This window comes from Pseudomonas entomophila (assembly GCF_029193575.1).
Taxonomy (GTDB): domain Bacteria; phylum Pseudomonadota; class Gammaproteobacteria; order Pseudomonadales; family Pseudomonadaceae; genus Aquipseudomonas; species Aquipseudomonas entomophila_G.
The window spans coordinates 101,353-123,804 of sequence record NZ_JARGCS010000022.1; the positions used below are offsets into that span (position 1 = coordinate 101,353).

Here is a 22,452-nt window from a genome sequence, read left to right on the forward strand (position 1 = left end):
GTACAATTCCCGGCTATTTTTCGGCGGGCGTCCGGCTCGCAGCCTTTTCGAGTGTTGACCTGTGAGTGATTTGAGTCATATCCGCAATTTCTCCATCATCGCCCACATCGACCATGGCAAGTCGACGCTGGCCGACCGTTTCATCCAGATGTGCGGTGGCCTGTCGGCGCGCGAAATGGAAGCCCAGGTCCTTGATTCCATGGACCTTGAGCGCGAGCGCGGTATCACCATCAAGGCCCACAGCGTCACGCTGCATTACAAGGCCCAGGACGGCAAGACCTACCAGCTGAACTTCATCGACACCCCCGGCCACGTCGACTTCACCTATGAAGTCAGCCGCTCCCTGGCCGCCTGCGAGGGTGCGCTGCTGGTGGTGGACGCCGGTCAAGGCGTCGAGGCCCAGTCCGTGGCCAACTGCTACACCGCCATCGAGCAGGGCCTGGAGGTCATGCCGGTCCTGAACAAGATGGACCTGCCCCAGGCCGACCCTGATCGCGTCAAGGACGAGATCGAGAAGATCATCGGCATCGACGCCACTGACGCCGTGGCCTGCAGCGCCAAGAGCGGCATGGGCGTCGACGAGGTGCTTGAGCGCCTGGTGCAGAGCATTCCCGCGCCAGAAGGTGATATCGAAGCGCCATTGCAGGCGCTGATCATCGACTCCTGGTTCGACAACTACCTGGGTGTGGTTTCCCTGGTGCGTGTGCGACACGGCCGCGTCAAGAAAGGCGACAAGATCCTGGTCAAGTCCACCGGCAAGGTGCACCTGGTCGACAGCGTCGGCGTCTTCACCCCGAAACACACCCAGACCGCCGACCTCAAGGCCGGTGAAGTGGGCTTCATCATCGCCAGCATCAAGGACATCCACGGTGCCCCGGTCGGTGACACCCTGACCCTGTCCACGACCCCCGAGGTCGAAGTCCTGCCTGGCTTCAAGAAGATCCAGCCGCAGGTCTACGCAGGCCTGTTCCCGGTCAGCTCCGACGACTTCGAAGATTTCCGCGACGCCCTGCAGAAGCTGACGCTCAACGACTCGTCGCTGCAATACATGCCGGAAAGCTCCGACGCACTGGGCTTTGGCTTCCGTTGCGGCTTCCTCGGCATGCTGCACATGGAGATCATCCAGGAGCGCCTGGAGCGCGAGTACGACCTGGACCTGATCACCACCGCGCCCAGCGTGATCTACGAGCTCGAACTCAAGACCGGCGAAACCATCGTCGTCGACAACCCCTCGAAGCTGCCTGACGTCTCGGCGGTCGCCGATTTCCGCGAGCCGATCGTCACCGCCACCATCCTCGTGCCCCAGGAGCACCTGGGCAACGTCATCACCCTGTGCATCGAGAAGCGTGGCGTGCAGCGCGACATGCAGTTCCTCGGCAGCCAGGTGCAGGTCCGCTACGACCTGCCGATGAACGAAGTGGTGCTGGATTTCTTCGACAAGCTCAAATCCACCAGCCGCGGCTATGCCTCGCTGGACTATCATTTCGATCGCTACCAGTCGGCCAACCTGGTCAAGCTGGACGTACTGATCAACGGCGACAAGGTCGATGCCCTGGCATTGATCGTGCATCGCGACAACGCCGCCTACAAAGGCCGTGCGTTGACCGAAAAAATGAAGGAACTGATCCCTCGGCAGATGTTCGACGTGGCGATCCAGGCGGCTATCGGCGGCCAGATCATCGCGCGGACCACGGTCAAGGCGCTCAGAAAGAACGTACTGGCTAAATGCTACGGTGGCGACGTGAGCCGTAAGAAAAAGCTGCTGGAGAAGCAGAAGGCCGGTAAGAAACGCATGAAACAGGTGGGTAACGTGGAGATTCCACAGGAAGCCTTCCTCGCCGTGCTCAGGTTGGATAGCTAGGTCCTATGTCGCTAAATTTCCCGCTGTTGCTAGTCATCGCCGTTGCCGTCTGCGGTCTGTTGGGCTTGATCGACCTGTTGTTCCTGGCCCCGCGCCGGCGGGCGGCGGTCGCCAACTACCAGGGCAGCGTCAACCAGCCCGAAGTGGCCGTGGTCGAGCGCCTGAACAAGGAGCCGTTGCTGGTCGAGTACGGCAAGTCGTTCTTTCCGGTGCTGTTCATCGTGCTGGTGCTGCGTTCGTTCCTGGTCGAGCCGTTCCAGATCCCCTCGGGATCGATGAAGCCCACCCTGGAAGTGGGTGACTTCATCCTGGTGAACAAGTTCTCGTACGGCATTCGCCTGCCGGTGATCGACAAGAAGGTCATCGAGGTCGGTGACCCGCAACGCGGCGACGTCATGGTGTTCCGCTACCCAAGCGACCCGAACGTCAACTACATCAAGCGTGTGGTCGGCCTGCCGGGCGACGTGGTGCGCTACACCAGCGACAAGCAACTGTTCGTCAACGGCCAGCCGATCGCCGAACAGCTGGTTGGCGCCGAAGCCGGTTCCCTGGGCAGCGCCGAGCTGTACAAAGAGAAACTGGGCGAGGCCGAGCACCTGATCCGCAAGGAAATGAGCCGCTACCGCATGCCACCGGACCAGCAATGGACCGTGCCGGCCGGCCACTACTTCATGATGGGCGACAACCGCGACAACTCCAACGACAGCCGTTACTGGGACGACCCGAACATTCCCAAGGAACTGCACGGCATGGTTCCGGACAGGAACATCGTCGGCAAGGCCTTCGCGGTATGGATGAGTTGGCCAGAGCCCAAGCTCAGCCACTTCCCCAACCTGTCACGGGTCGGCCTGATCCATTGATACCCATCGGCGCTGTCCCGCGGACAGCGCCGAATGCATTTCTGACATAGGCTGTGTTCTCAAGGATCGGGAGATTCGCCGTTCTTGAACGACGAACCACAGCCAAACAGTCTTTCAGGATGTTGATTTGAACGCGTTTAACAACCCACGGGTGGCCGCATGAGTGCTTCCCTTGCCCGTCTGGAGCGCAAGCTCGGCTACACCTTCAAGAACCAGGAGCAAATGCTGCTGGCCCTGACCCATCGCAGCTATGCCGGGCGCAACAACGAGCGCCTGGAGTTCCTGGGCGATGCCATTCTCAACTTCGTCGCCGGTGAGGCGCTGTTCGAGCGCTTCCCGCAGGCGCGCGAAGGCCAGCTGTCACGCTTGCGCGCGCGCCTGGTCAAGGGTGAGACCCTGGCCCGCCTGGCTCGGGGCTTCGACCTGGGCGAATACCTGCGCCTGGGCTCGGGCGAGCTCAAGAGTGGCGGTTTCCGCCGCGAATCGATCCTGGCCGATGCCCTGGAGGCGCTGATCGGCGCCATCTACCTGGACGCCGACATGGACACCGCGCGCGAGCGCATCCTGGCCTGGCTGGCCGGTGAGTTCGACGGGCTGACCCTGGTCGACACCAACAAGGACCCCAAGACCCGCCTGCAGGAGTTCCTGCAATCGCGCGGTTGCGAGCTGCCGCGCTACGAGGTGGTGGACATCCAGGGCGAACCGCACTGCCGGACCTTCTTCGTCGAGTGCGAAGTGGTGCTGCTGAACAACAAAAGCCGTGGCCAGGGCGTTAGCCGGCGTATCGCCGAGCAGGTCGCCGCGGCTTCCGCATTGATCGCCCTGGGCGTGGAGAATGGCAATGACTGACAACAACCCGACCCGCTGCGGCTACGTAGCCATCGTCGGCCGCCCCAACGTGGGCAAGTCGACCTTGCTCAACCACATCCTCGGGCAGAAGCTGGCGATCACCTCGCGCAAGCCGCAGACCACCCGTCACAACATGCTCGGCATCAAGACCGAGGGTGACGTGCAGGCGATCTACGTCGACACCCCCGGTATGCACAAGGCCAACGACAAGGCCCTCAACCGCTACATGAACCGCAACGCTTCGGCGGCCCTGAAGGACGTCGACGTGGTGATCTTCGTGGTCGACCGCACCCGCTGGACCGACGAGGACCAACTGGTGCTGGAGCGGGTGCAGTACGTCAGCGGCCCGGTGATCCTGGCGGTCAACAAGACCGACCGCATGGACGAGAAGGCTGAGCTGATCCCGCACCTGCAGTGGCTGCAGCAGCAACTGCCGAACGCCGAGATCGTGCCGATCTCCGCCCAGCAGGGGCACAACCTCGAGTCGCTGGAAGCGCTGATCGCCAAGCACCTGCCGGAAAACGAGCACTTCTTCCCGGAAGACCAGATCACCGACCGCAGCAGCCGTTTCCTCGCCGCCGAACTGGTGCGCGAGAAGATCATGCGTCAGCTCGGTGCGGAGTTGCCCTACCAGATCACCGTGGAGATCGAGGAGTTCAAGCAGCAGGGGCACGTGCTGCATATCCATGCGCTGATCCTGGTCGAGCGTGATGGCCAGAAGAAGATCATCATCGGCGACAAGGGCGAGCGCATCAAACGCATCGGCTCCGACGCGCGCAAGGACATGGAAGTGCTGTTCGACGCCAAGGTGATGCTCAACCTCTGGGTCAAGGTCAAGGGTGGCTGGTCCGACGACGAACGCGCCCTGCGTTCGCTGGGCTACGGCGACCTGTAACCCCCAAGCGGCCCGGACTTTCCGGGCCGCTTCGCTTAACCCCCGTTCCCCTGTAGGAGCGGTGGTGCGGCGATCCGACTTGCCCCGCGATAGGGCCCGAGCCGACGCCATCATCGCCCGCCAACGAGCCCTTCCCGATGGATCAACCCGCTCCCCAACCCGCCTACGTCCTGCACAGCCGCGCCTACAAGGAAACCAGTGCGCTGGTCGACTTCCTCACGCCGCAAGGCCGCATGCGCGCCGTGCTGCGTCGCGCGCGTGGCAAGGGCGGCAGCCTGGTGCGCCCGTTCGTGCCCCTGGAAGTGGAACTGCGCGGGCGCGGTGAGCTGAAGAACGTCGGGCGTCTTGAGACGGTCGGCATCGCCGCCTGGTTGCATGGTGACGCGCTGTTCAGCGGCCTGTACCTCAACGAACTGCTGATGCGCCTGCTGCCGGCCGAGGCGCCGCACCCGGCGCTGTTCGAGCATTACACCCTGACCCTGCAAGCCCTGGCCGCCGGCCGTGCGCTGGAGCCACTGCTGCGTTCGTTCGAATGGCGCTTGCTGGACGAACTCGGCTACGCCTTCGCCCTCGACCATGACGTCAACGACGCGCCCATCGTCGCCGAAGGGCTGTACCGTCTGCAGGTCGATGCGGGGCTGGAACGTGTCGAGCTGTTCCAGCCAGGGTTGTTCAACGGCGCCGAGCTGCTGGCACTGGCCGAGGCCGACTGGGAAGCCCCCGGTGCGTTGCTCGCGGCCAAGCGCCTGATGCGCCAGGCCCTGGCGGTGCACCTGGGGCCCAAGCCGCTGGTCAGTCGGGAACTGTTTCGCAAGCGCTGAGCACATCGTATGCTGTGGCGCTAAATCTTCAGGAGAGCCTTCCGTGACTCACAGCAACCGCATGCTTCTCGGCGTCAACATCGACCACGTGGCGACCCTGCGCCAGGCTCGGGGCACCCGTTACCCCGACCCGGTCAAGGCCGCGCTGGACGCCGAGGAAGCGGGGGCCGACGGCATCACCGTGCACCTGCGCGAAGACCGTCGGCACATCCAGGAACGCGACGTGCTGTTGCTCAAGGACGTGCTGCAGACCCGCATGAACTTCGAGATGGGCGTCACCGAAGAAATGATGGCGTTCGCCGAACGCATCCGCCCGGCGCACATCTGCCTGGTGCCGGAAACCCGCCAGGAGCTGACCACCGAAGGTGGCCTGGATGTCGCCGGTCAGGAAGCCCGAATCAAGGCCGCGGTCGAGCGCCTGGCGCGCACCGGTGCCGAGGTGTCGCTGTTCATCGATGCCGACGAGCGGCAGATCGAGGCGTCGCGCCGCGTCGGTGCGCCCGCCATTGAGCTGCACACGGGGCGCTACGCCGATGCCGAGACGCCGACCGACGTGGCCGAGGAGCTCAAGCGTATCGTCGATGGCGTGGCGTTTGGCGTTGGCCAGGGGTTGATCGTCAATGCCGGGCACGGCCTGCACTACCACAATGTCGAGGCGGTGGCGGCGATCAAGGGCATCAACGAGCTGAACATCGGCCATGCGCTGGTGGCGCATGCGCTGTTCGTTGGGTTCAAGGCGGCGGTGGCGGAAATGAAGGCGCTGATCGTGGCGGCTGGTTCGCGCTGATCAATGCCGGCCCAATCGCGGGGCAAACCCACACAGGTACAACGCTGTCCTCATGGACCGCGCGGTACCTGTGTGGGTTTGCCCAGCGATTGAGCCGGTGTGACCACCCTCATCATTCCGCCCGAAACACCAGGGTAAACCGCGTTGGCCCCTGCACCTGGCTACTCAGCTCGACCCGCCCCCCATGCAATTGCATGATCGACCTCACGATCGCCAACCCCAGGCCAGTCCCCCCGTCCAGCCGCGAACGCCCGCTACCCACGCGGTAGAAGCGTTCGAACAGATGCGGCTGATGCGCCTCGGCAATCCCCGCGCCCTGGTTCTCCACCCACAACCGTACCTCGCCCGCCTGCCGCTCGATCCCCAGGTTTATCGCGTGCCCCTCCGGGCTATGGCGAATAGCATTGCTCAGCAAGTTGGACAGCGCCCGCTGCAGCATCAGCCGATCGGCCAGCGCCGTGCCCCAGCCATGCAAGCGCAATTCGATGGCCTTTAGCTCGGCGCCGAAGGTGAACAGCTCCATCACCCGCGCAGCCTCCTCGGCCAGCGCCACCGGCTTGAGCGTCAGTTGCGCCTGCGGCTGGCTGACCTGGGCGAGGAACAGCATGTCGTTGATCATGCGGTTGAGTCGGGTCAGTTCCTCGACGCTGTCTTCCAACGCCTCGCGATAGTTGCCGCTGTCGCGTTCGCGGGCCAGGGTCACCTGGGCCTTGCCCATCAGGTTGCCGATCGGCGTGCGCAGTTCGTGGGCCAGGTCGTCGGAGAACTGCGATAGCTGGCGCACGCCCTGGTCGAGGCGGTCGAGCATGACGTTGATGCCTGCGGCCAGCTCGGCCAGCTCCTGCGGCAGGCCCGCGACCGGCAGGCGGTGCTCCAGGTTCTCGGTCGAGACCCGCCCGGCGATACGACGGAACCGGCGCAGCGGGTCCAGCCCGCGCTGCACCAGCTTCCAGGCGCCGAGGCCGATCAGCAGCAGCAGTACCGGCAGGGCCAAGAGGGTCGAGTTCAGGTAGGCCTGGAGCAGGGCGTTGTCGTCGGCGCGGTCGAGGGACATCATCACGCGCACCGGCATGTCGTCGCGCAGGCGCATCAGGCGGCTGGCGGTGAGCAGTTGCCGGCCGTCGTGGTCGCGCCATTCCTGGAAGCTCAACGGCTCGCCAGTGCCCAGCTGGCGCAAGGCGTCCGCCTCCAGCGCAGGTCCCAGGCTGAGCAGTGGCGGGTGGCGGCCACTGACGGCCAGCACGTTGAGGCTGAGGTTGTCATGGCCCATCACCAGGTCGAGCAGCGGGTGAGCGCGGGCGCCTAGATCGTCGCTGCGTAGGTCCACCCGCAGGTTGTGCTCCACTTGCAGCATCTTGCGCGCGAGGTCGCGGTGTGCGCGGCTGTCCAGCTCGTGGTCAAGGGCGAACACCGCCAGGCATGCCAGCAGCAGCACCAGCGCGGCGCCCATCAGGGTCACCGACAGCCCCAGGCGCAGGGACAAGCTGGCGGCCTTCACGCACGCGCCTCCAGCACGTAGCCGACGCCGCGCAGGGTGTGGATCAGCTTGTCTTCGAAGGGGTCATCGATCTTTGCCCGCAGGCGGCGGATCGACACCTCGACCACGTTGGTGTCGCAGTCGAAGTTCATGTCCCACACCAGCGAGATGATCTGCGTGCGCGACAGTACCTCGCCGCTCTGGCGCATCAACAGGTGCAGCAGGGCGAACTCCTTGGCGGTCAGGTCGATGCGCTGCCCGCTGCGCCAGGCGCGGTGGCGGCCGGGGTCGAGCTCAAGGTCGGCGACCCTGAGGGTGCTCGGCTGCAGGCGCTGGTCGTTGCGCCGCAGCAGGCTGCGGATGCGCGCCAGCAGCTCGGGGAACTCGAAGGGCTTGAGCAGGTAGTCGTCGGCGCCCAGGTCCAGGCCCTTGACCCGGTCGGCCAGGCGGCCGTGGGCGGTGAGCATCATGATTCGCGTGGGCGACTCGGCGCGCAGGCGCTGCAACACGCTCCAGCCGTCCAGCTCGGGCAGGTTGACGTCGAGGATCACCAGGTCATAGGGCTGCTGGCGGGCCAGGTGCAGGCCGTCGGTGCCGGTGTGGGCGCAGTCGACCACGTAGCCGTTTTCGCGCAGGCCCTGTTGCAGGTAGTCGGCGGTGCGGGGTTCGTCCTCGATGATCAGTAGGCGCATGGGCGGGCTCGGTGTGGGAAAAGGGGGCGATTCTCGACCTTGTAGCGGGATCAGGGTCAAGCGCGGGGATGTTACGGCATGAGACGGGGGAGGTTGCGGGGATTGCCGATTTGTAATGCGCGGGTCATGTGGGTGACAGGTCCGGCGCCTATCGCGGGGCAAGCCCGCTCCTGCGGTGACGATAGGGCCCATGACCCTTGCAGCACTGTAATGTCCGTCTCACCTTGGCGTTAGCTTGCCCTGGCTAGGATGGCGCTGTCTGAACCGCTATCACGAGGCAAGCACCATGAACCTGATCAAGTACCTGCTATTGGCGACCCTCGCCGTAGGCAGTTCCGCGGCCCTGGCAGAAGGCGGCGCCGAGCGCTCGCGGCTGTTCGTGCAGACGTTCCTGCAAGACCAGCAGCGTCTGCACGGCGACACGCCGCAGGCCGTGGCCGAGCGCGAACGCAAGCAGCAGGAAGAGAGGGCCCGCGCGGTGGCCCAGGATTGAGCGCAACTCCCTGCGCTGCGGTGCTCCGGCCGCGCAGGTGAATTCGGGCGCCCCTCGGGCGCTCTTTTTATTTGCGCGCCACCAACGTCGCCCGGCGCGGCGCCGGCAGGCCCTCGATGGTGCGGCTGTGGTCGCTGGGGTCGAGGAAGTCGGCGAGCGACTGGTAGCGCATCCACTCGGTGCTGCGCTGCTCTTCGACGCGGGTGACACTGACGTCCACGCAGCGCACGTCGCTGAATCCGGCACGCCGCAGCCAGCGCTCGAGCGCGGGCACCGAGGGCAGGAACCATACGTTACGCATCTGCGCGTAGCGGTCTTCGGGCACCAGCACCTGGTTTTCATCACCCTCGATCACCAGGGTCTCCAGCACCAGCTCGCCGCCCTTGACCAGGCAGTCCTTGAGCGCCAGCAGGTGCTCGATGGGCGAGCGACGATGGTAGAACACGCCCATGGAGAACACCGTGTCGAAGCCTTCCAGGTTGGCGGGCAGCTCTTCGAGGGCGAACGGCAGGTGCCAGGCCGGCAGCTCGGGCAGGTACTGCTGTACCGCTTGGAACTGGCAGAAGAACAGCCAGTTGGGGTCGACGCCCACCACCATGTCGGCGCCCGCGCCGAGCATGCGCCACTGGTAGTAGCCGTTGCCGCAGCCCACGTCCAGTACGCGTTTGCCCTTGAGGTCCAGGTGCGGGCTGACCCGTGACCACTTCCAGTCCGAGCGCCATTCGGTGTCGACGTGCACGCCGAACAAGTCGAACGGGCCCTTGCGCCAGGGCGAGAGGCCCATCAGGGCCTTGTGCAGTCGCTCGCGGGTCGCGTCATCGCAGGGCGTGTCCAGGCGCAGGCCGTCGACCAGGTCGATCTCGCTTGGCTGCAAGGCGGGCAGGGCCTCCAGCGCGCCACGCCAGCGGTCGAGGTCGCCATGGCCTTTCTCCAGCTTGGCTTCGAGTTGCGCTTGCAGGCCCTGGGACCAGGACGCCAGTGGGGTGCCCGCCAGTCGGCGGACGAGGGGGGAGAGGTCGATCATGGCAGGGCAATCAGCGAGGTGAAGTTGAGGCACTGGAACCACGGCACCACCTTGCAGAACCCGGCGGCCAGCAGGCGTTCGCGGTGGGTTTCGAGGGTGTCGGGTTTCATCACGTGTTCGATGGCACTGCGCTTCTGGGCGATTTCCAGGTCGCTGTAGCCGTTGGCGCGCTTGAAGTCCAGGTGCAGGTCGTTGAGCAGCGCCTGTTCCTGGTCGTCTGCGAAGCGCAGTTTCTCCGAGAGGATCAACGCCCCGCCTGGCAGCAGCGCCTGGCGGATGCGTGCGAGCAGTGCCAGGCGTTGCTCCGGGGCGATGAACTGCAGGGTGAAGTTCATCGCCACCACCGAGGCAGGCTCGAAGGGCAGGGCGAGGATGTCGGCTTCCAGCACCTGGACCGGCAGCAGCTCCTGGAACATCGAGTCCTGGGCGGTGAGGTACTGGCGGCAACGCTCGACCATCGCCGCCGAGTTGTCCACGGCGATCACCCGGCAACCCTCGGCGCGCACATGGCGGCGCAGCGATTGGGTCACCGCGCCCAGCGAGGCGCCCAGGTCGTACAGCGCGGTATTCGGCTGGGCGAAGCGCGCGGCGAGCACGCCGAGGTTCTCGACGATGGTCGGGTAGCCGGGCACCGAGCGCTTGATCATGTCCGGGAACACCCGCACCACGTCTTCGTTGAAGACGAAGTCGGGCACCTGCTCCAGGGGCTGTGCGAATAGGCGATCGGGTTCTTTGCTCACGGCGGGTCCAGGTTCAACGCGTATCGAGGGCCGGCATTCTAGCCAAACCTGGCTGAGGATGCATGGCTGGCTGACCGAAAGCGCCGTGGCCCTACTTCACCCGGATCGCGCAATCGAAGGTTTGCACCGGCCGCACTTCCGGCGCCCAGGGTTGCTGGTAGACCAGGATCAGGTGGCTCTCGCCGGCGGTGCTGGCCTGGAAGCGCCAGGTGGACACGCCTGCGCTGCCCACCAGGCCGGCTTCCTCGGGGCTGCTGTAGACCTCTGGGCCCAGGCTGCGCAGGATGTTCGATGCCGGGCTCTGCACCAACCAGCGATAGCCGGTGGTGGGATTGCTCGGCAGGGTGAGGGTAAGGTTCTGACCGACCTGCAAACGCTTGGGGCATTCGCTTTCGGCGTCCAGCTCGACGGTTTGCCGGGGCTGTTGGGCGCAGGCGGCGACTAGGGCGAGGCTCAGGGGGAGCAGCAGGCGGGGGAGGGTCATGGTGGCTCCTGAGGCGGGCAATGGCCTGAGGATAACCGATGCGCTGGAGTGTGTGGGGGCTGTGAGGGCCCTATCGCGGGGCAAGCCCACCAGTACCCCGCCGTTCTCAAGGGGGCGGTGTGCCTGTGGAGCGGCTTGCCCCGCGATGGGCCGCACAGCGGCCCGGGGTTCTTCTCAGAACAACACTTTCGCCACGTCGGCAAAGCGCTTGGCGAAATGCACCGTCAACCCTTCACGCAGGTAATCCGGCAGCTCCTCGAAGTCCCCGCGGTTGGCCTCCGGCAGGATCAGTTCGAAGATTTTCTGCCGCTTGGCGGCGATCACCTTCTCGCGTACCCCGCCAATCGGCAGCACCTGCCCGGTCAGTGTCAGCTCGCCGGTCATCGCCACGCCTTTCTTCGGTGCCTGGTCGCGGGCCAGCGACAGCAGGGCGCTGGCCATGGTAATGCCCGCGCTGGGACCGTCCTTGGGGGTGGCGCCCTCGGGCACGTGCAGGTGGATGAATGCCTCGTTGAAGAAGCCTGGGTCGCCACCGTACTGCTTGAGGTTGGAGCTGACGTAGCTGTAGGCGATTTCGGCGGACTCCTTCATCACGTCACCCAGCTTGCCGGTGAGCTTGAAGCCGCGGTTCAGGGTATGGATGCGTGTGGCCTCGATCGGCAGCGTGGCGCCTCCCATGCTGGTCCAGGCCAGGCCGGTGATCACGCCTTTGCCAGCCAGCACCTGCTCGCTGCGGAACACCGGCATGCCCAGGGCCGCTTCGAGGTCCTTGGTGCCGATCTTGAGCTTCGCGTCGGGGTCTTCCAGCAACTTGACCACCGCCTTGCGCACCAGCTTGCCCAGCTGTTTCTCCAACTGGCGCACGCCCGCCTCGCGGGCGTAGCCCTCGATCACCAGGCGCAGGGCGCTGTCGCTGATGCTCAGGCTGGTCTTGGCCACGCCGGCCTTTTCCAGCTGCTTGGGCCACAGGTGGCGCTTGGCGATGGCGAGTTTTTCCTCGGTGATGTAGCCCGACAGGCGGATCACTTCCATGCGGTCGAGCAACGGGCCAGGAATCGAGTCCAGGGTGTTGGCGGTGCACACGAACAGCACCTTGGACAAGTCCAGGCGCAGGTCCAGGTAATGGTCGAGGAAGTCGACGTTCTGTTCCGGGTCCAGGGTCTCCAGCAGCGCCGAGGCCGGGTCGCCCTGGTAGCTCTGGCCCATCTTGTCGATCTCGTCGAGCATGATCACCGGGTTCATCACCTCGACGTCCTTCAGCGCCTGCACCAGCTTGCCCGGCTGGGCGCCGATGTAGGTGCGGCGGTGGCCCTTGATTTCCGCCTCGTCGCGCATGCCGCCAACGCTGAAGCGGTAGAACGGCCGGCCGAGGGATTCGGCGATGGACTTGCCGATGCTGGTCTTGCCCACGCCCGGCGGGCCCACCAGCAGCACGATCGAGCCGCTGATCTCGCCCTTCCAGGCACCGACGGCGAGGAATTCGAGGATGCGCTCCTTGATGTCGTCAAGGCCGGCATGGTGCTGGTCAAGGACCTTGCGTGCATGTTTGAGGTCGAGCTTGTCGGCGCCGTACACGCCCCACGGCAGGGCGGTGGCCCAGTCCAGGTAGTTGCGGGTGACGGCGTACTCCGGCGAGCCGGTCTCGAGGATCGCCAGCTTGCCCATTTCCTCGTCGATGCGCTTTTTCGCAGCGTCCGGCAGGGTCTTGCCTTGCAGGCGTTGCTGGAACTGCTCGACGTCGGCGCTGCGGTCGTCCTTGGTCAGGCCCAGCTCCTGCTGGATGACCTTGAGTTGCTCCTTGAGGAAAAACTCGCGCTGGTGTTCGCCGATCTGCCGGTTCACCTCGGCGGAGATCTCGTTTTGCAGGCGCGCGACCTCGACCTCCTTGCGCAGCATCGGCAGCACCTTCTCCATGCGCTTGAGCATCGGCACGCAGTCGAGCACTTCCTGCAGCGCGTTGCCGGTGGCCGAGGTCAGCGCGGCGGCGAAGTCGGTGAGTGGCGACGGGTCGTTGGGGCTGAAGCGGTTGAGGTAGTTCTTCAGCTCTTCGCTGTACAGCGGGTTGAGCGGCAGCAGTTCCTTGATCGCATTGATCAGGGCCATGCCGTAGGCCTTGACCTCGTCGGTCGGTTCGCTGGGTTGGCGTGGGTATTCGACTTCCACCAGGTACGGCGGGCGGTGGTGCTTGAGCCAGGTGCGGATGCGCACACGGGTCAGGCCCTGGGCGACGAATTGCAGCTTGCCGCCTTCGCGACTGGCGTGGTGCACCTTCACCAGGGTGCCGTATTCGGGCAGGGCCTTGGTGTCGAAGTGGCGGTGGTCTTCGGGCGGGGTGTCCATGAAGAACAGCGCGAGGGCGTGGTGCGGGGTCTTGGCGACCAGGTCGAGGGTTTCCGCCCAGGGTTCTTCGTTGACGATCACCGGCAGTACCTGGGCCGGGAAGAACGGGCGGTTGTGGATCGGGATCACGTAGACCTTGTCCGGCAGTTGCTGGCCGGGCAGGGCGAGGGCATGGCCGGTGTCGGCCTTGCTGTCGAGGTGTTCGACTTCGCGGTGTGCGTCGGGGTGTTCCGGGAAATCCTGCTGGTCGCTCATGGGGCACCTGCGTGAATGACTATGGTGCTTAGATGGGGCGGTGGGGGATGGGTTTCAATGGTAGTCGAAGTGGGTGGGGGGGGCTGTGAAGACGTCATCGCGGGGCAAGCCCGCTTTTACAGGTGCCCCGCCGTTCATGAAATCGGTGGGGGCCTGTAGAAGCGGGGCTTGACCCGCGATGGGGGCCATGAGCCCCTTAAGCTGGCGCTACTCGGCCAGTTTGTAAGCGATGATGTAGTCACCCATCTTGGTGCCCAGCGAGCCATGCCCGCCTGCGGTCACCAGTACGTACTGCTTGCCGTCCTTGCCGGTGTAGGTCATCGGCGTGGCCTGGCCGCCGGCCGGCAGGCGCGACTTCCACAGCTCCTTGCCGTTGTGCACGTCGTAGGCGCGCAGGTACTGGTCCAGGGTGCCGCTGAGGAAGCCCACGCCACCGGCGGTGACGATCGAGCCGCCCATGCTCGGCACGCCCACCGGCAGGCCGATCGGCACCGGGGTGCTGTCACGGGTGGTGCCGTTCTTGTGCTTCCACACCACCTTGTTGGTGAACAGGTCGATGGCCGCCACGTAGCCCCAGGCCGGCGCTTGGCATGGCACGCCCAGCGGCGACATGAACGGGTGCATGATCACCGCGTAGGGGGCCCCGGTGTTCGGCTGCACGCCGCTGGTCTCGCTCTCGCGCTTGCTGCCGGCGGCGACCTGCTCGCGCGGCACCATCTTGGAGACGAACGCCATGTAGTTCGGCGAGGTGAACAGCAGTTGGCGCACCGGGTCGACCGACACGCTGCCCCAGTTGAACACGCCGACGTTGCCTGGGTAGATCAGCGAACCCTGCTCGGACGGCGGGGTGTACTGGCCGTCGTAGCGCAGCTCGCGGAACTGGATGCGGCACAGCATCTGGTCGAAGGGCGTGGCCCCCCACATGGCTTGCTCGGTGAGGTCCGGGCCTAGCAGGTTCAGGTCGGAGCGGGCCTGGGTCGGCGCGGTGCGGTCGCCCTTGACCGCGCCCTGCGGCGCGGGGATCTCGCGGATCGGCACGATCGGCGTGCCGTCGCGGCGGTCGAGCACATACAGGCTGCCCTGCTTGGTCGGGGCGATCAGTGCAGGCTTGATGCCGTCATCGGTCTTCAGGTGCACCAGGGTCGGCTGGCTGCCGACGTCCATGTCCCACAGGTCGTGGTGGGTGAACTGGTAGTTCCAGCGTGCCTTGCCGGTGGCCAGGTCCAGGGCGACGATGCCGGCGCTGTACTTCTCGGCGCCGGGTGTGCGGTCGGCGCCCCACTGGTCGGGGGTCTGGTTGCCCAGGGGCAGGTAGATCATGCCCAATTCTTCATCGACGCTGGCGATCGACCACATGTTCGCCGAGTTGCGGCTGTAGGTCTTGCCGGCAGCCAGCGGCTGGGTGTCGTCGGGGGCGTTGCTGTCCCAGTTCCACACCAGGCGGCCGTCGTGCACGTCGTAGGCGCGGATCACGCCGGACGGCTCGTTGGTCGACTCGTTGTCGGTGACATGGCCGCCGATGATCACCAGGTCACGGGTGACCGCTGCCGGTGAGGTGGAGTAGTAGCCACCGGCGGTGAACGGGCCAATGCCGCGGGTCAGGTCGATCACACCCTGGTTGGCGAAGCCTTCGCAGACCTTGCCGTTGTCGGCGTTGATGGCGATCAGGCGGGCATCGGCGGTGGGCAGGTAAAGGCGTCGTGGGCAGGCCTGGGCCACGGCCTGGCCGGCGTCGGAGATCTTCGGCGCGGGGCTGCCGTCGCGGCTGACGTAGCGGTTTTCGTCGTAGTACGAGACGCCGCGGCAGGTCATGTGGGCGAAGCCCTTGAAGGTGCCGACCGGGCTCTTGACCTGCGGGTCGTAGCGCCAGATCTCGGCACCGGTGTCCGGGTCCAGGGCCAGCAGGCGGCTATGCGCGGTGCAGGCGTAGAGCATGCCGTTGACCTTCAGCGGGGTGTTCTGGTTGGTCAGCTCCACCGGGTCGTTGTCGGTCGGCAGGTCGCCGGTGCGGATACGCCAGGCCTCTTCCAGGCGGTAGGCGTTCTGCGGGGTGATCTGGCGCAGTGGCGAGTAACGGTCGCCGTGTTCGGTGCGGCCGTATGCCTGCCACTCGCCGTCCGGCATGGACGGCGCGGCGCTGGCCATTTCGCTGCTGTCGCGGCCCAGTTCGCCGAACACTTCGCCTGGGTGGGTGAACTGGCTGCCGACGGCGGTGGTGCCAGAGGCGACCACGGCCACGGCCAGCAGCGCGCCGTTGACCTTGCTCGACGGGCCGACCAGCGGCCGGCGCGCCCAGGGCAGCAGCAGGACCACGCCCAGGGCGAACCAGATGGCCAGGCGCGGCACCAGTTGCCACCAGTCCAGGCCGACTTCCCACAGCGCCCAGGCGGTGCTGCCCAGCAGCACCACGCCATACAGGCCCAGGCCGATGCGGCGCAGGGCCAGCAGCAGGATGCCGGACACGGCGAAGCCGATACCGGCGATCAGGTAGTACAGGGATCCACCCAGCTGGCTCAGCTTGATGCCGCCGGCCAACAGGGCCAGGCCCATCAGCAACAGCAGCACGCCTACGAGGCGCGGTAGCCAGCGGGTTCCAGTGTTGGCACCGTCAGTGCTCATCGCATGTTCTCCGTTAGGTTCAGAAATAGGGTTCAGAAACTGCTTTGGATCTTCACGCCGCCGACCAGCGCGTCATCGACCCGCGACACACCGCCCGGGTGGCGGATGTATTGCAGGTTCGGGCGCAGGGTGAGCCAGTCGGCGAGGTGGATGCCGTAGTTGAGTTCGGCGCTGTATTCGGTGTCCTGCACGGGCAGGAAGGCCGGGTCGTGATCGTCGTCCAGGCCCCGGGCCAGGTTGGCCAGGCGAGCGTTCTTGCGGTAGGCGGGGTTGACGTGCACGCGGGCGAGGGCGAAACCGATGTCGTCCTTGGCCCGGGCCTGGAAAGGCCCCTTGTACACCACACCCGCCTGAACGTAGTTGTCGATGGCATTGGTCTTCTTGTCGTGCAACGTGGCGTTGGCGAACAGGCTCAGGCCGCGCGAGGCGTCCGAGGCGAGCGAGGTGACCTGCTGCTGTGCGCCGAGCCAGAAACCCTGCTTGCTGGCGCTGCTTCGGTAGGCCTGGCCGCTGAGGGCCGCCGGTTGCCCGTTGCCATCCTTGTAAACGTCTTGTGCCTTGGCATTACTGTAGTAGTAGCCGGCGCGATATTCCCCTTCCAGGCCATTGACCCGCGGGCTCCACACCAGTTCGACTGGCATCAGCGCGCCTTGCGTGCCGCTGCCGCTCAGCTTGAAACCGTTGCCGCGTTCGAGGTTGGAGGGGTTCTGCTCGAACACGCCGACCTGGGCATAGAGGTCGTCGTGCAGGCGGTATCTGACACGCAGCGCCCATTGGCTGACCGGCCAGTTGTACCAGATGCCCCCGACCCAGTTGCCGACTTGCGAGCCGCAGAACGCCAGGTTCTGGAAGTCGCAGGGGAAGCTGTTGAAGTCCTCGCCTTCGCCGAAGCGGCCGAACTTCACGTCCAGGGCGTCGTCGAGGTACTTCTGCCTGACCCACAACTGGGTCAGCCGCCAGGTCTGGCCCCGGCCCCAGACTTCCTGGGCCGAGGTGAAGCCGCCGACCCTTGGGTCGTTGATGCGGTCGTTGCTGATGTTCTGGCCATGGCGCTCGGTAACCGTGAGCTGGAACTCGGCGGCGTGCCAGCCGAGGAGCTTTTCCAGGTCGAGGTGGCTGCCCACGGTGAACTGGTCGCTGTAGCGCGCGGTGCGGTCGTGGTCGAAGCCGCCGTGCAGGTTGCTGCCCATTTCGCCGACGTAGCCGAGGGTGAAGTCGTAGCCTTGTTCCTTCAGCGCGCTGCGTGTGCCGTTCCAGTCGCCAAGCATCCAGGGGGTGTCGTTGGCCAAGGGTTCGCTGGCGCTGGCGCTGGGCGAGACACTGCCGAGCAGGGTGGCGAGGGCCATAGCGGGGTAACGATGGGTGGGCAGTTGGAACATGAGATAGCGCTGTCTTTTGATTTTTAAGAAATGCCGAAAACATCGGTCAATCGGATTGATCGATGGAGATGAAGACAAGATTTATTAAGTGAAGCGTTTCAGCTTGTGGCAGGCAGGATATAGGGGAAGTTGTAAGAAAAAAAGACAAAATGTCGCAGGGGATTGTTGCGGGTGGGGTAACAGTTTGCAGAGGGGCGCCGCTATCGAGGGCACGCCCGCTCCCACAGGTACCCCGCCGTGCTGAAGGATGGCGGTGTAGGAGCGGGCTTGCCCCGCGACTGGGCCGCAAAGCGGCCCCTTTCAAGGTCAGAAGCGAGTGCGCAACCCGACCTCGACACTGCGCCCCGGTGCCGGTGCGATATCCCGCAGGATCGAACTGGCATAGCGCACCGTCTGGTCCGTCAGGTTCTCCCCGCGCACGAATGCCAGCCACTGGCTCTGGCCGATGTCGAAGCGGTAGCCCACGCTGGCGCCCAGGGTGGTGTAGCCGTCGGTGCGGGTCTCGTTCTCCGGCTTGCGGCGCTGCGAGGCGGCGTGTTGCACATCGAGACGTGCCTGCCAGCGGTCCAATTCCCATACCAGCCCGCTGTTCAGGCGCAGCGGCGCGATGCGCGGCAGTGGCTCGCCGCTGTCGAGGTTCTTGGCCCGGGTGTAGTCGCCGGATAGCTCGAGGGCGAAGCTGCCGTAGCGGTTCTCCACCAGTTGCCAGCGGTCCTGGGCCTCGATGCCGTAGAAGCGCGCGCGCACTCCCTGGTAAAGGTACTCGGGGAGGCCGTCATGATCGTGGTCGTGATCGTCCTCGTCGCCATGGTCGTGGTCATGTCCTTCGCGCAGGTTGCCGCTGCCGATCAGGCCGATGTAGTTGCGGAAGTGGCTGTAGAACACCCCGACGCTGCCCTTGTGGGTGCCGTTGTCGAAGCGCAGGGCCAGGTCGCCGGAAATCGCCTTTTCCTTGTTCAGGTTCGGGTCGCCTACCTCGTAGGCGCCGGTGGCCACGTGGGCACCGTTGGCGTACAGCTCGTAGAAGGTCGGCGCACGCTCTGTGTAGCCCAGGCTCGCGGCCAGCGCCCACACCGGGTTGAGTTGGTACACCGCACCGGAGGACAGGCTCGCGGCGTTGAAGCTGCTGGCCTTGTCGGCATCGACGAAGGTTTCGTTGCCCTTGGCGTCCGGGTCGACCCGGGTGTGCTCCAGGCGTGCGCCCAGGCTCAGGTTCAGGCGCTCGGTGGCTTGCCACTGCTCGAGCATGAACAGCGCCAGGCTGTCGGTGTCGGTGTGTGGCACGAAGGCTTCTTCGCCAAGGGCGGAGAACTCGTTGCGGCTGACCTGCGCGCCGATCACCCCCTCGACCGGGCCGAGCGGCTGGTGGCGCGCCTCGATGCGCGCCTCGTAGCCCTTGTTCTTGAAGGTGGTGTGGACCTCGCCTTCCTCGATCTCGCGGTGCTGGTAGTCGGTGTAGCCGGCATCGACTTTGACCGAGCTGAACGGGCCGTCCAGGTCGCGCAGTTCCGAGGCGAAGGCGTAGTGGTCCTGCTGCATGTCCAGGCGCACGCCGGGTTCGGCCACCGAGCCATAGTTGCTGTCGTAGCGGCTGTAGGAGAGGCCGGTGTAGCCGTGCTCCCAGTGGTAGGAACCGCCGATCGCGCCACCGTCCTGGCGGCCGTCGCTGTTCTCCAGGCGGTGCTTGCTGCCGGGCTCATCGGCGTCACGGACGTTGGCGCTACGGGCGTAACCAGGGATGCGCAGATCGTTGAACTGGCGGCTGTTGGCATCCAGGTGCAGGGCGAAGGCGCCATTGCCGGCTTCCAGCTTGCCGGCGCTGCTGCGGGTGGTGTCGGCGCCGCCGTAGCGCAGTTCGCCGGCGCCGTGAATGCCGTCGATGGGCGCGTCGGGGATGCGATTGTCGAAGGTGTTGACCACCCCGCCGATGGCATTGCCGCCGTAGAGCAACGCGGCGGGGCCGCGCACGATCTCGATGCGTTCGACGTTCACCGGGTCCAGCGGCACGGCGTGGTCGTAGGACAGCGACGAGGCGTCCAGGGCGCCGACGCCGTTGCGCAGGATGCGGATGCGGTCGCCGTCCAGGCCACGGATCACCGGGCGACTGGCGCCGGGGCCGAACCAGGTGGAGGCGACGCCGGGTTGCTTGTTCAGGGTTTCACCAAGGCTGCCGTGCTGCTGTTGCAGCAGGCCGTCGCCTTCGAGGACGGTGCTGGGGGCGGCCAGTTGGCGGTTGCCGAGGGGGTTGGCGGTGATGACCTGGGGTTCCAGTTCGACGGCCTGGCTGGGCGTGGCGGCCAGCCAGAGGGCGGCGGCGAGGGGGGAGAGGCGCAGGGGGAGCATGGGGGTGACGTTCCGTGGCAGAGGATTGGTTGTTGTTACTATATAACATATCTATTTCAGCATGGGCGGGAGGTCTCTGGCCAGGGGTTTTGTGATGGGAGGCCGGCCCTATCGCGGGGCAAGCCCGCTTCCACAGGTTCACCACTGACTGTGTGGACAGTTGTACCTGTGGGATTGGGCTTGCCCTGCGACAGGGCCGGCATGGCCAATGCAGCGGCGTGGCCCACTACACTCGTGTAAGGTGCGCATCTTTCAACGCGGGAGCACTGGCATGAGCACGGCCCAACACAACGCGCTGCACGGCAAGACGCTGGAGCAGATCCTCACCGAGCTGGTGGCCCACTACCAATGGCAGGGCCTGGCCGAGCGCATCGATATCCGCTGCTTTCGCAGCGACCCGAGCATCAAGTCGAGCCTGACCTTCCTGCGTAAGACCCCTTGGGCCCGGGAGAAGGTCGAGCAGTTGTACGTGAAGTTGCAGCGCAAGGCCTGACGGGTGCCGCGCCCCTGGCTGACCCTGGCCGCCTGCCTGGGCTGGAGCGCGCTGGCCATCCAGCTGTACCTGGTGCTGATCGCCCGTTGGCAGGAGCAGGCCAGCCTGATCGGCGGGCTGATCAACCTGTTCGGCTACTTCACCGTGCTGACCAATACCTTGGTGGCGACGGTGCTGAGCCAGGCGGCGTTTGGCCGAGAAACGCCGGCCAGGCGGTTCTTCCTCTCACCGCAGGTGAGCTCCGGGGTAGCGGTGAGCATCGTGCTGGTGGCGCTGGCCTACAGCTTGCTGCTGCGACACCTGTGGCAGCCGCAGGGCTGGCAGTGGTTGGCCGATGAACTGTTGCACGATGTGATGCCGCTGGTGTTCGTCCTGTACTGGTGGCTCGAGGTGCCCAAGGGGCAACTGCGGGCCAGGCACTTGGGGGCTTGGACCCTGTATCCGCTGGTGTATTTCTTGTTCGCGCTGTGGCGCGGGCATGAAATCGGGGTGTACCCGTACCCGTTCCTCGACGTGGCCAGCCTGGGGTATGGGCGGGTGCTGCTGAATGCGCTGGGGGTGCTGACGGGGTTCTGGGTGATTGGGTGGGTGGTGATCGGTGTGGATCGGTGGCGGCGGTGAGTCTGTGCCGGCCCTATCGCGGGGCAAGTCGGGTCGCCCCGCGATAGGGCCGGCATTGTCTCAATCCTCGTCGGCGGCGCCGTCCAGGCGCCAATAGGCGGCGGCCTTCAGCGCATCTTCCTGCGCGCCTTTCTCCAGCAACAGCGCTTTGGCCTGTCGGGTCAGGCCTTTTTCCAGGGCCACCCAGCTGTACAGCCGGCCCTGGGGCATGGCCAGGTTACCCAGCAGGGCCAGCAGGTCTTCCCCGTGTCGGCGCACCCAGATCACCTCGACCTGTGCCTTGCTCGCCAGCGGCTGGCGCTCCTGCTCGTCTTCCACCTGGATCACCGCCAGCACCTGGCGGCCCGCTGGCAGTTCCTCCAGGCGCCGGGCGATCGCGGGAATGGCGGTTTCGTCACCGACCAGCAGGTAGCTGTCGAAGATGTCCGGCACCACCATCGAGGCGCGCGGGCCGGCGATGTCGAGGGTCTGTCCGACCGTCGCCTGGGCTGCCCAGGTGGAGGCCGGGCCGTCGCCGTGCAGGACGAAGTCGATGTCAAGCTCGTTAGCCATCAGGTCGATGCGCCGTGGCGTGTATTCGCGCATCGTCGGGCGCACGCCGCCGTCACGGCCGAGGTCGCGGGCGTCGATCGCCTGGCGTTCCTCGGGGGTACGGGCGAACAGCAGCTTGACGTGGTCATCGCTGCCGACGCTGGTAAAACCGGCCAGTTCCGGCCCGCCGAGGGTGATGCGGCGCATGCGCGGGGTCAGGTCGGTGACCCGCAGCACCTGAAGGCGGCGCTGTTTGATCGCGTGGTTGACGCGGTGGATGGTGTCGCTCATGGGGTGGTCTCCTGAACGGAAGCGGCCGGCCCGGAGGCGATGGCCTTGGCGGTTTCGTTGAGCAGGTCGCGTACCCGTTCGATTTCTTCGGGGGTCCAGCGACCGTTGTGCATGTGCAGGGCGTGGCGCAGGTTGCCCACGGCCTCGTGGATTTCTGGGGGGCGTTCATGGCCGCGCAATGCGCGTTTGCTCACCTCGATGCGCATGCGTACGCCGTCGAGCGCGACCGCTTGTTCGTCCAAGGCGCTGCGACCGCTGGCGGTGATGACGTAGAGGCGTTTGCTGCCCTGGGCCTGGCCGGTGATCAGCTCGGCTTCCTCAAGGAAGTTGAGGGTGGGGTAGATCACCCCGGGGCTGGGGGTGTAGTTGCCGTCGAACAGGTTCTCGATCTGGCGGATCAGGTCGTAGCCGTGGCCGGGTTGCTCGGCCAGCAGCGACAGCATGAGCAGCTTGAGGTCGCCGGGAGCGAACACCCGTGGGCCGCGTTCGCCACGGCCAGGGCGGCGTTCGAAGGGGTCGTGGTCACGCATTCGGAAGGCTCCGTGTGTTTCGATATATCGCAAGATATTACGCCAGATATATCGAAACACAAGCCTT

At 65.7% G+C, this 22,452-nt stretch carries 20 protein-coding genes; 9 read left to right on the forward strand and 11 right to left on the reverse strand.

Annotation, left to right across the window (positions count from 1 at the left end; translation table 11 throughout):
- Positions 1 to 61 precede the first annotated feature (61 nt).
- From lepA to pdxJ, 6 genes are all read left to right on the forward strand, one after another.
- Entirely contained in the window at positions 62 to 1,861 is a 1,800-nt protein-coding gene (gene lepA / locus P0Y43_RS10450; protein ID WP_275637217.1) for a translation elongation factor 4, read from the forward strand.
- Positions 1,862 to 1,866: 5 nt separating this feature from the next.
- Positions 1,867 to 2,721 (forward strand): signal peptidase I, encoded by an 855-nt coding sequence (gene lepB / locus P0Y43_RS10455; RefSeq protein WP_275637218.1) that lies wholly within the window; start codon positions 1,867 to 1,869, stop codon positions 2,719 to 2,721.
- 159 nt (positions 2,722 to 2,880) lie between these two features.
- On the forward strand, positions 2,881 to 3,570 hold the full coding sequence (gene rnc, locus P0Y43_RS10460; protein ID WP_275637219.1) for a ribonuclease III: 690 nt from the start codon (positions 2,881 to 2,883) through the stop codon (positions 3,568 to 3,570).
- Positions 3,563 to 4,465 carry a GTPase Era gene (era, locus tag P0Y43_RS10465; RefSeq protein ID WP_275637220.1) on the forward strand — a complete coding sequence of 301 codons (903 nt, stop codon included), beginning with the start codon at positions 3,563 to 3,565 and terminating at the stop codon, positions 4,463 to 4,465. Before rnc ends, era begins: the two co-directional genes overlap by 8 nt.
- A gap of 137 nt (positions 4,466 to 4,602) precedes the next feature.
- A complete protein-coding gene (gene recO / locus P0Y43_RS10470) occupies positions 4,603 to 5,286 on the forward strand; it encodes a DNA repair protein RecO (RefSeq protein ID WP_275637221.1) in 684 nt (227 codons plus the stop codon).
- 61 nt (positions 5,287 to 5,347) lie between these two features.
- On the forward strand, positions 5,348 to 6,073 hold the full coding sequence (pdxJ, locus tag P0Y43_RS10475) for a pyridoxine 5'-phosphate synthase (protein ID WP_430540241.1): 726 nt from the start codon (positions 5,348 to 5,350) through the stop codon (positions 6,071 to 6,073).
- Positions 6,074 to 6,185: 112 nt separating this feature from the next.
- On the opposite strand, the gene P0Y43_RS10480 is transcribed toward pdxJ, so the two are convergent.
- A complete protein-coding gene (locus P0Y43_RS10480) occupies positions 6,186 to 7,571 on the reverse strand; it encodes a heavy metal sensor histidine kinase (protein WP_275637223.1) in 1,386 nt (461 codons plus the stop codon).
- Positions 7,568 to 8,242 (reverse strand): heavy metal response regulator transcription factor, encoded by a 675-nt coding sequence (locus P0Y43_RS10485; RefSeq protein WP_275637224.1) that lies wholly within the window; start codon positions 8,240 to 8,242, stop codon positions 7,568 to 7,570. Before P0Y43_RS10485 ends, P0Y43_RS10480 begins: the two co-directional genes overlap by 4 nt.
- 286 nt (positions 8,243 to 8,528) lie before the next feature.
- Here P0Y43_RS10485 and P0Y43_RS10490 point away from each other — a divergent pair, with 286 nt between their 5' ends.
- Positions 8,529 to 8,735: a hypothetical protein gene (locus tag P0Y43_RS10490; protein WP_275637225.1), complete on the forward strand. Its 207-nt coding sequence runs from the start codon at positions 8,529 to 8,531 to the stop codon at positions 8,733 to 8,735.
- A 67-nt stretch (positions 8,736 to 8,802) separates the two neighbouring features.
- On the opposite strand, the gene cmoB is transcribed toward P0Y43_RS10490, so the two are convergent.
- From cmoB to P0Y43_RS10525, 7 genes are all read right to left on the reverse strand, one after another.
- The gene (cmoB, locus tag P0Y43_RS10495) at positions 8,803 to 9,759 is read right to left on the reverse strand and encodes a tRNA 5-methoxyuridine(34)/uridine 5-oxyacetic acid(34) synthase CmoB (RefSeq protein ID WP_275637226.1); all 957 of its coding nucleotides are present in this window, start codon (positions 9,757 to 9,759) and stop codon (positions 8,803 to 8,805) included.
- Positions 9,756 to 10,499, reverse strand: a complete 744-nt coding sequence (gene cmoA, locus P0Y43_RS10500) for a carboxy-S-adenosyl-L-methionine synthase CmoA (protein ID WP_275637227.1) — start codon at positions 10,497 to 10,499, stop codon at positions 9,756 to 9,758. Before cmoA ends, cmoB begins: the two co-directional genes overlap by 4 nt.
- A 91-nt stretch (positions 10,500 to 10,590) precedes the next feature.
- Positions 10,591 to 10,983, reverse strand: a complete 393-nt coding sequence (locus tag P0Y43_RS10505) for a protease inhibitor I42 family protein (protein ID WP_275637228.1) — start codon at positions 10,981 to 10,983, stop codon at positions 10,591 to 10,593.
- A 174-nt stretch (positions 10,984 to 11,157) separates the two neighbouring features.
- Entirely contained in the window at positions 11,158 to 13,578 is a 2,421-nt protein-coding gene (lon, locus tag P0Y43_RS10510) for an endopeptidase La (RefSeq protein ID WP_275637229.1), read from the reverse strand.
- 207 nt (positions 13,579 to 13,785) lie between these two features.
- A complete protein-coding gene (locus tag P0Y43_RS10515) occupies positions 13,786 to 16,197 on the reverse strand; it encodes a glucose/quinate/shikimate family membrane-bound PQQ-dependent dehydrogenase (RefSeq protein ID WP_275637230.1) in 2,412 nt (803 codons plus the stop codon).
- A gap of 32 nt (positions 16,198 to 16,229) precedes the next feature.
- Positions 16,230 to 17,576, reverse strand: a complete 1,347-nt coding sequence (locus P0Y43_RS10520; protein ID WP_275637231.1) for a carbohydrate porin — start codon at positions 17,574 to 17,576, stop codon at positions 16,230 to 16,232.
- Between the two features lie 306 nt (positions 17,577 to 17,882).
- The gene (locus P0Y43_RS10525) at positions 17,883 to 19,919 is read right to left on the reverse strand and encodes a TonB-dependent receptor (RefSeq protein WP_275637232.1); all 2,037 of its coding nucleotides are present in this window, start codon (positions 19,917 to 19,919) and stop codon (positions 17,883 to 17,885) included.
- A 271-nt stretch (positions 19,920 to 20,190) separates the two neighbouring features.
- Between P0Y43_RS10525 and P0Y43_RS10530 the strand changes: the two genes are divergently transcribed.
- Together P0Y43_RS10530 and P0Y43_RS10535 are read left to right on the forward strand one after the other, a co-directional pair.
- Positions 20,191 to 20,412 carry a VF530 family protein gene (locus tag P0Y43_RS10530; RefSeq protein WP_275637233.1) on the forward strand — a complete coding sequence of 74 codons (222 nt, stop codon included), beginning with the start codon at positions 20,191 to 20,193 and terminating at the stop codon, positions 20,410 to 20,412.
- A gap of 3 nt (positions 20,413 to 20,415) precedes the next feature.
- Complete coding sequence (locus P0Y43_RS10535) at positions 20,416 to 21,033, forward strand: Pr6Pr family membrane protein (RefSeq protein ID WP_275637235.1); 618 nt, start codon at positions 20,416 to 20,418, stop codon at positions 21,031 to 21,033.
- A 60-nt stretch (positions 21,034 to 21,093) separates the two neighbouring features.
- On the opposite strand, the gene P0Y43_RS10540 is transcribed toward P0Y43_RS10535, so the two are convergent.
- Together P0Y43_RS10540 and P0Y43_RS10545 are read right to left on the reverse strand one after the other, a co-directional pair.
- Complete coding sequence (locus tag P0Y43_RS10540; protein WP_275637236.1) at positions 21,094 to 21,855, reverse strand: siderophore-interacting protein; 762 nt, start codon at positions 21,853 to 21,855, stop codon at positions 21,094 to 21,096.
- The gene (locus P0Y43_RS10545) at positions 21,852 to 22,385 is read right to left on the reverse strand and encodes a PadR family transcriptional regulator (RefSeq protein ID WP_275637237.1); all 534 of its coding nucleotides are present in this window, start codon (positions 22,383 to 22,385) and stop codon (positions 21,852 to 21,854) included. The genes P0Y43_RS10540 and P0Y43_RS10545 overlap by 4 nt, the downstream gene beginning before the upstream one ends.
- Positions 22,386 to 22,452 lie beyond the last annotated feature (67 nt).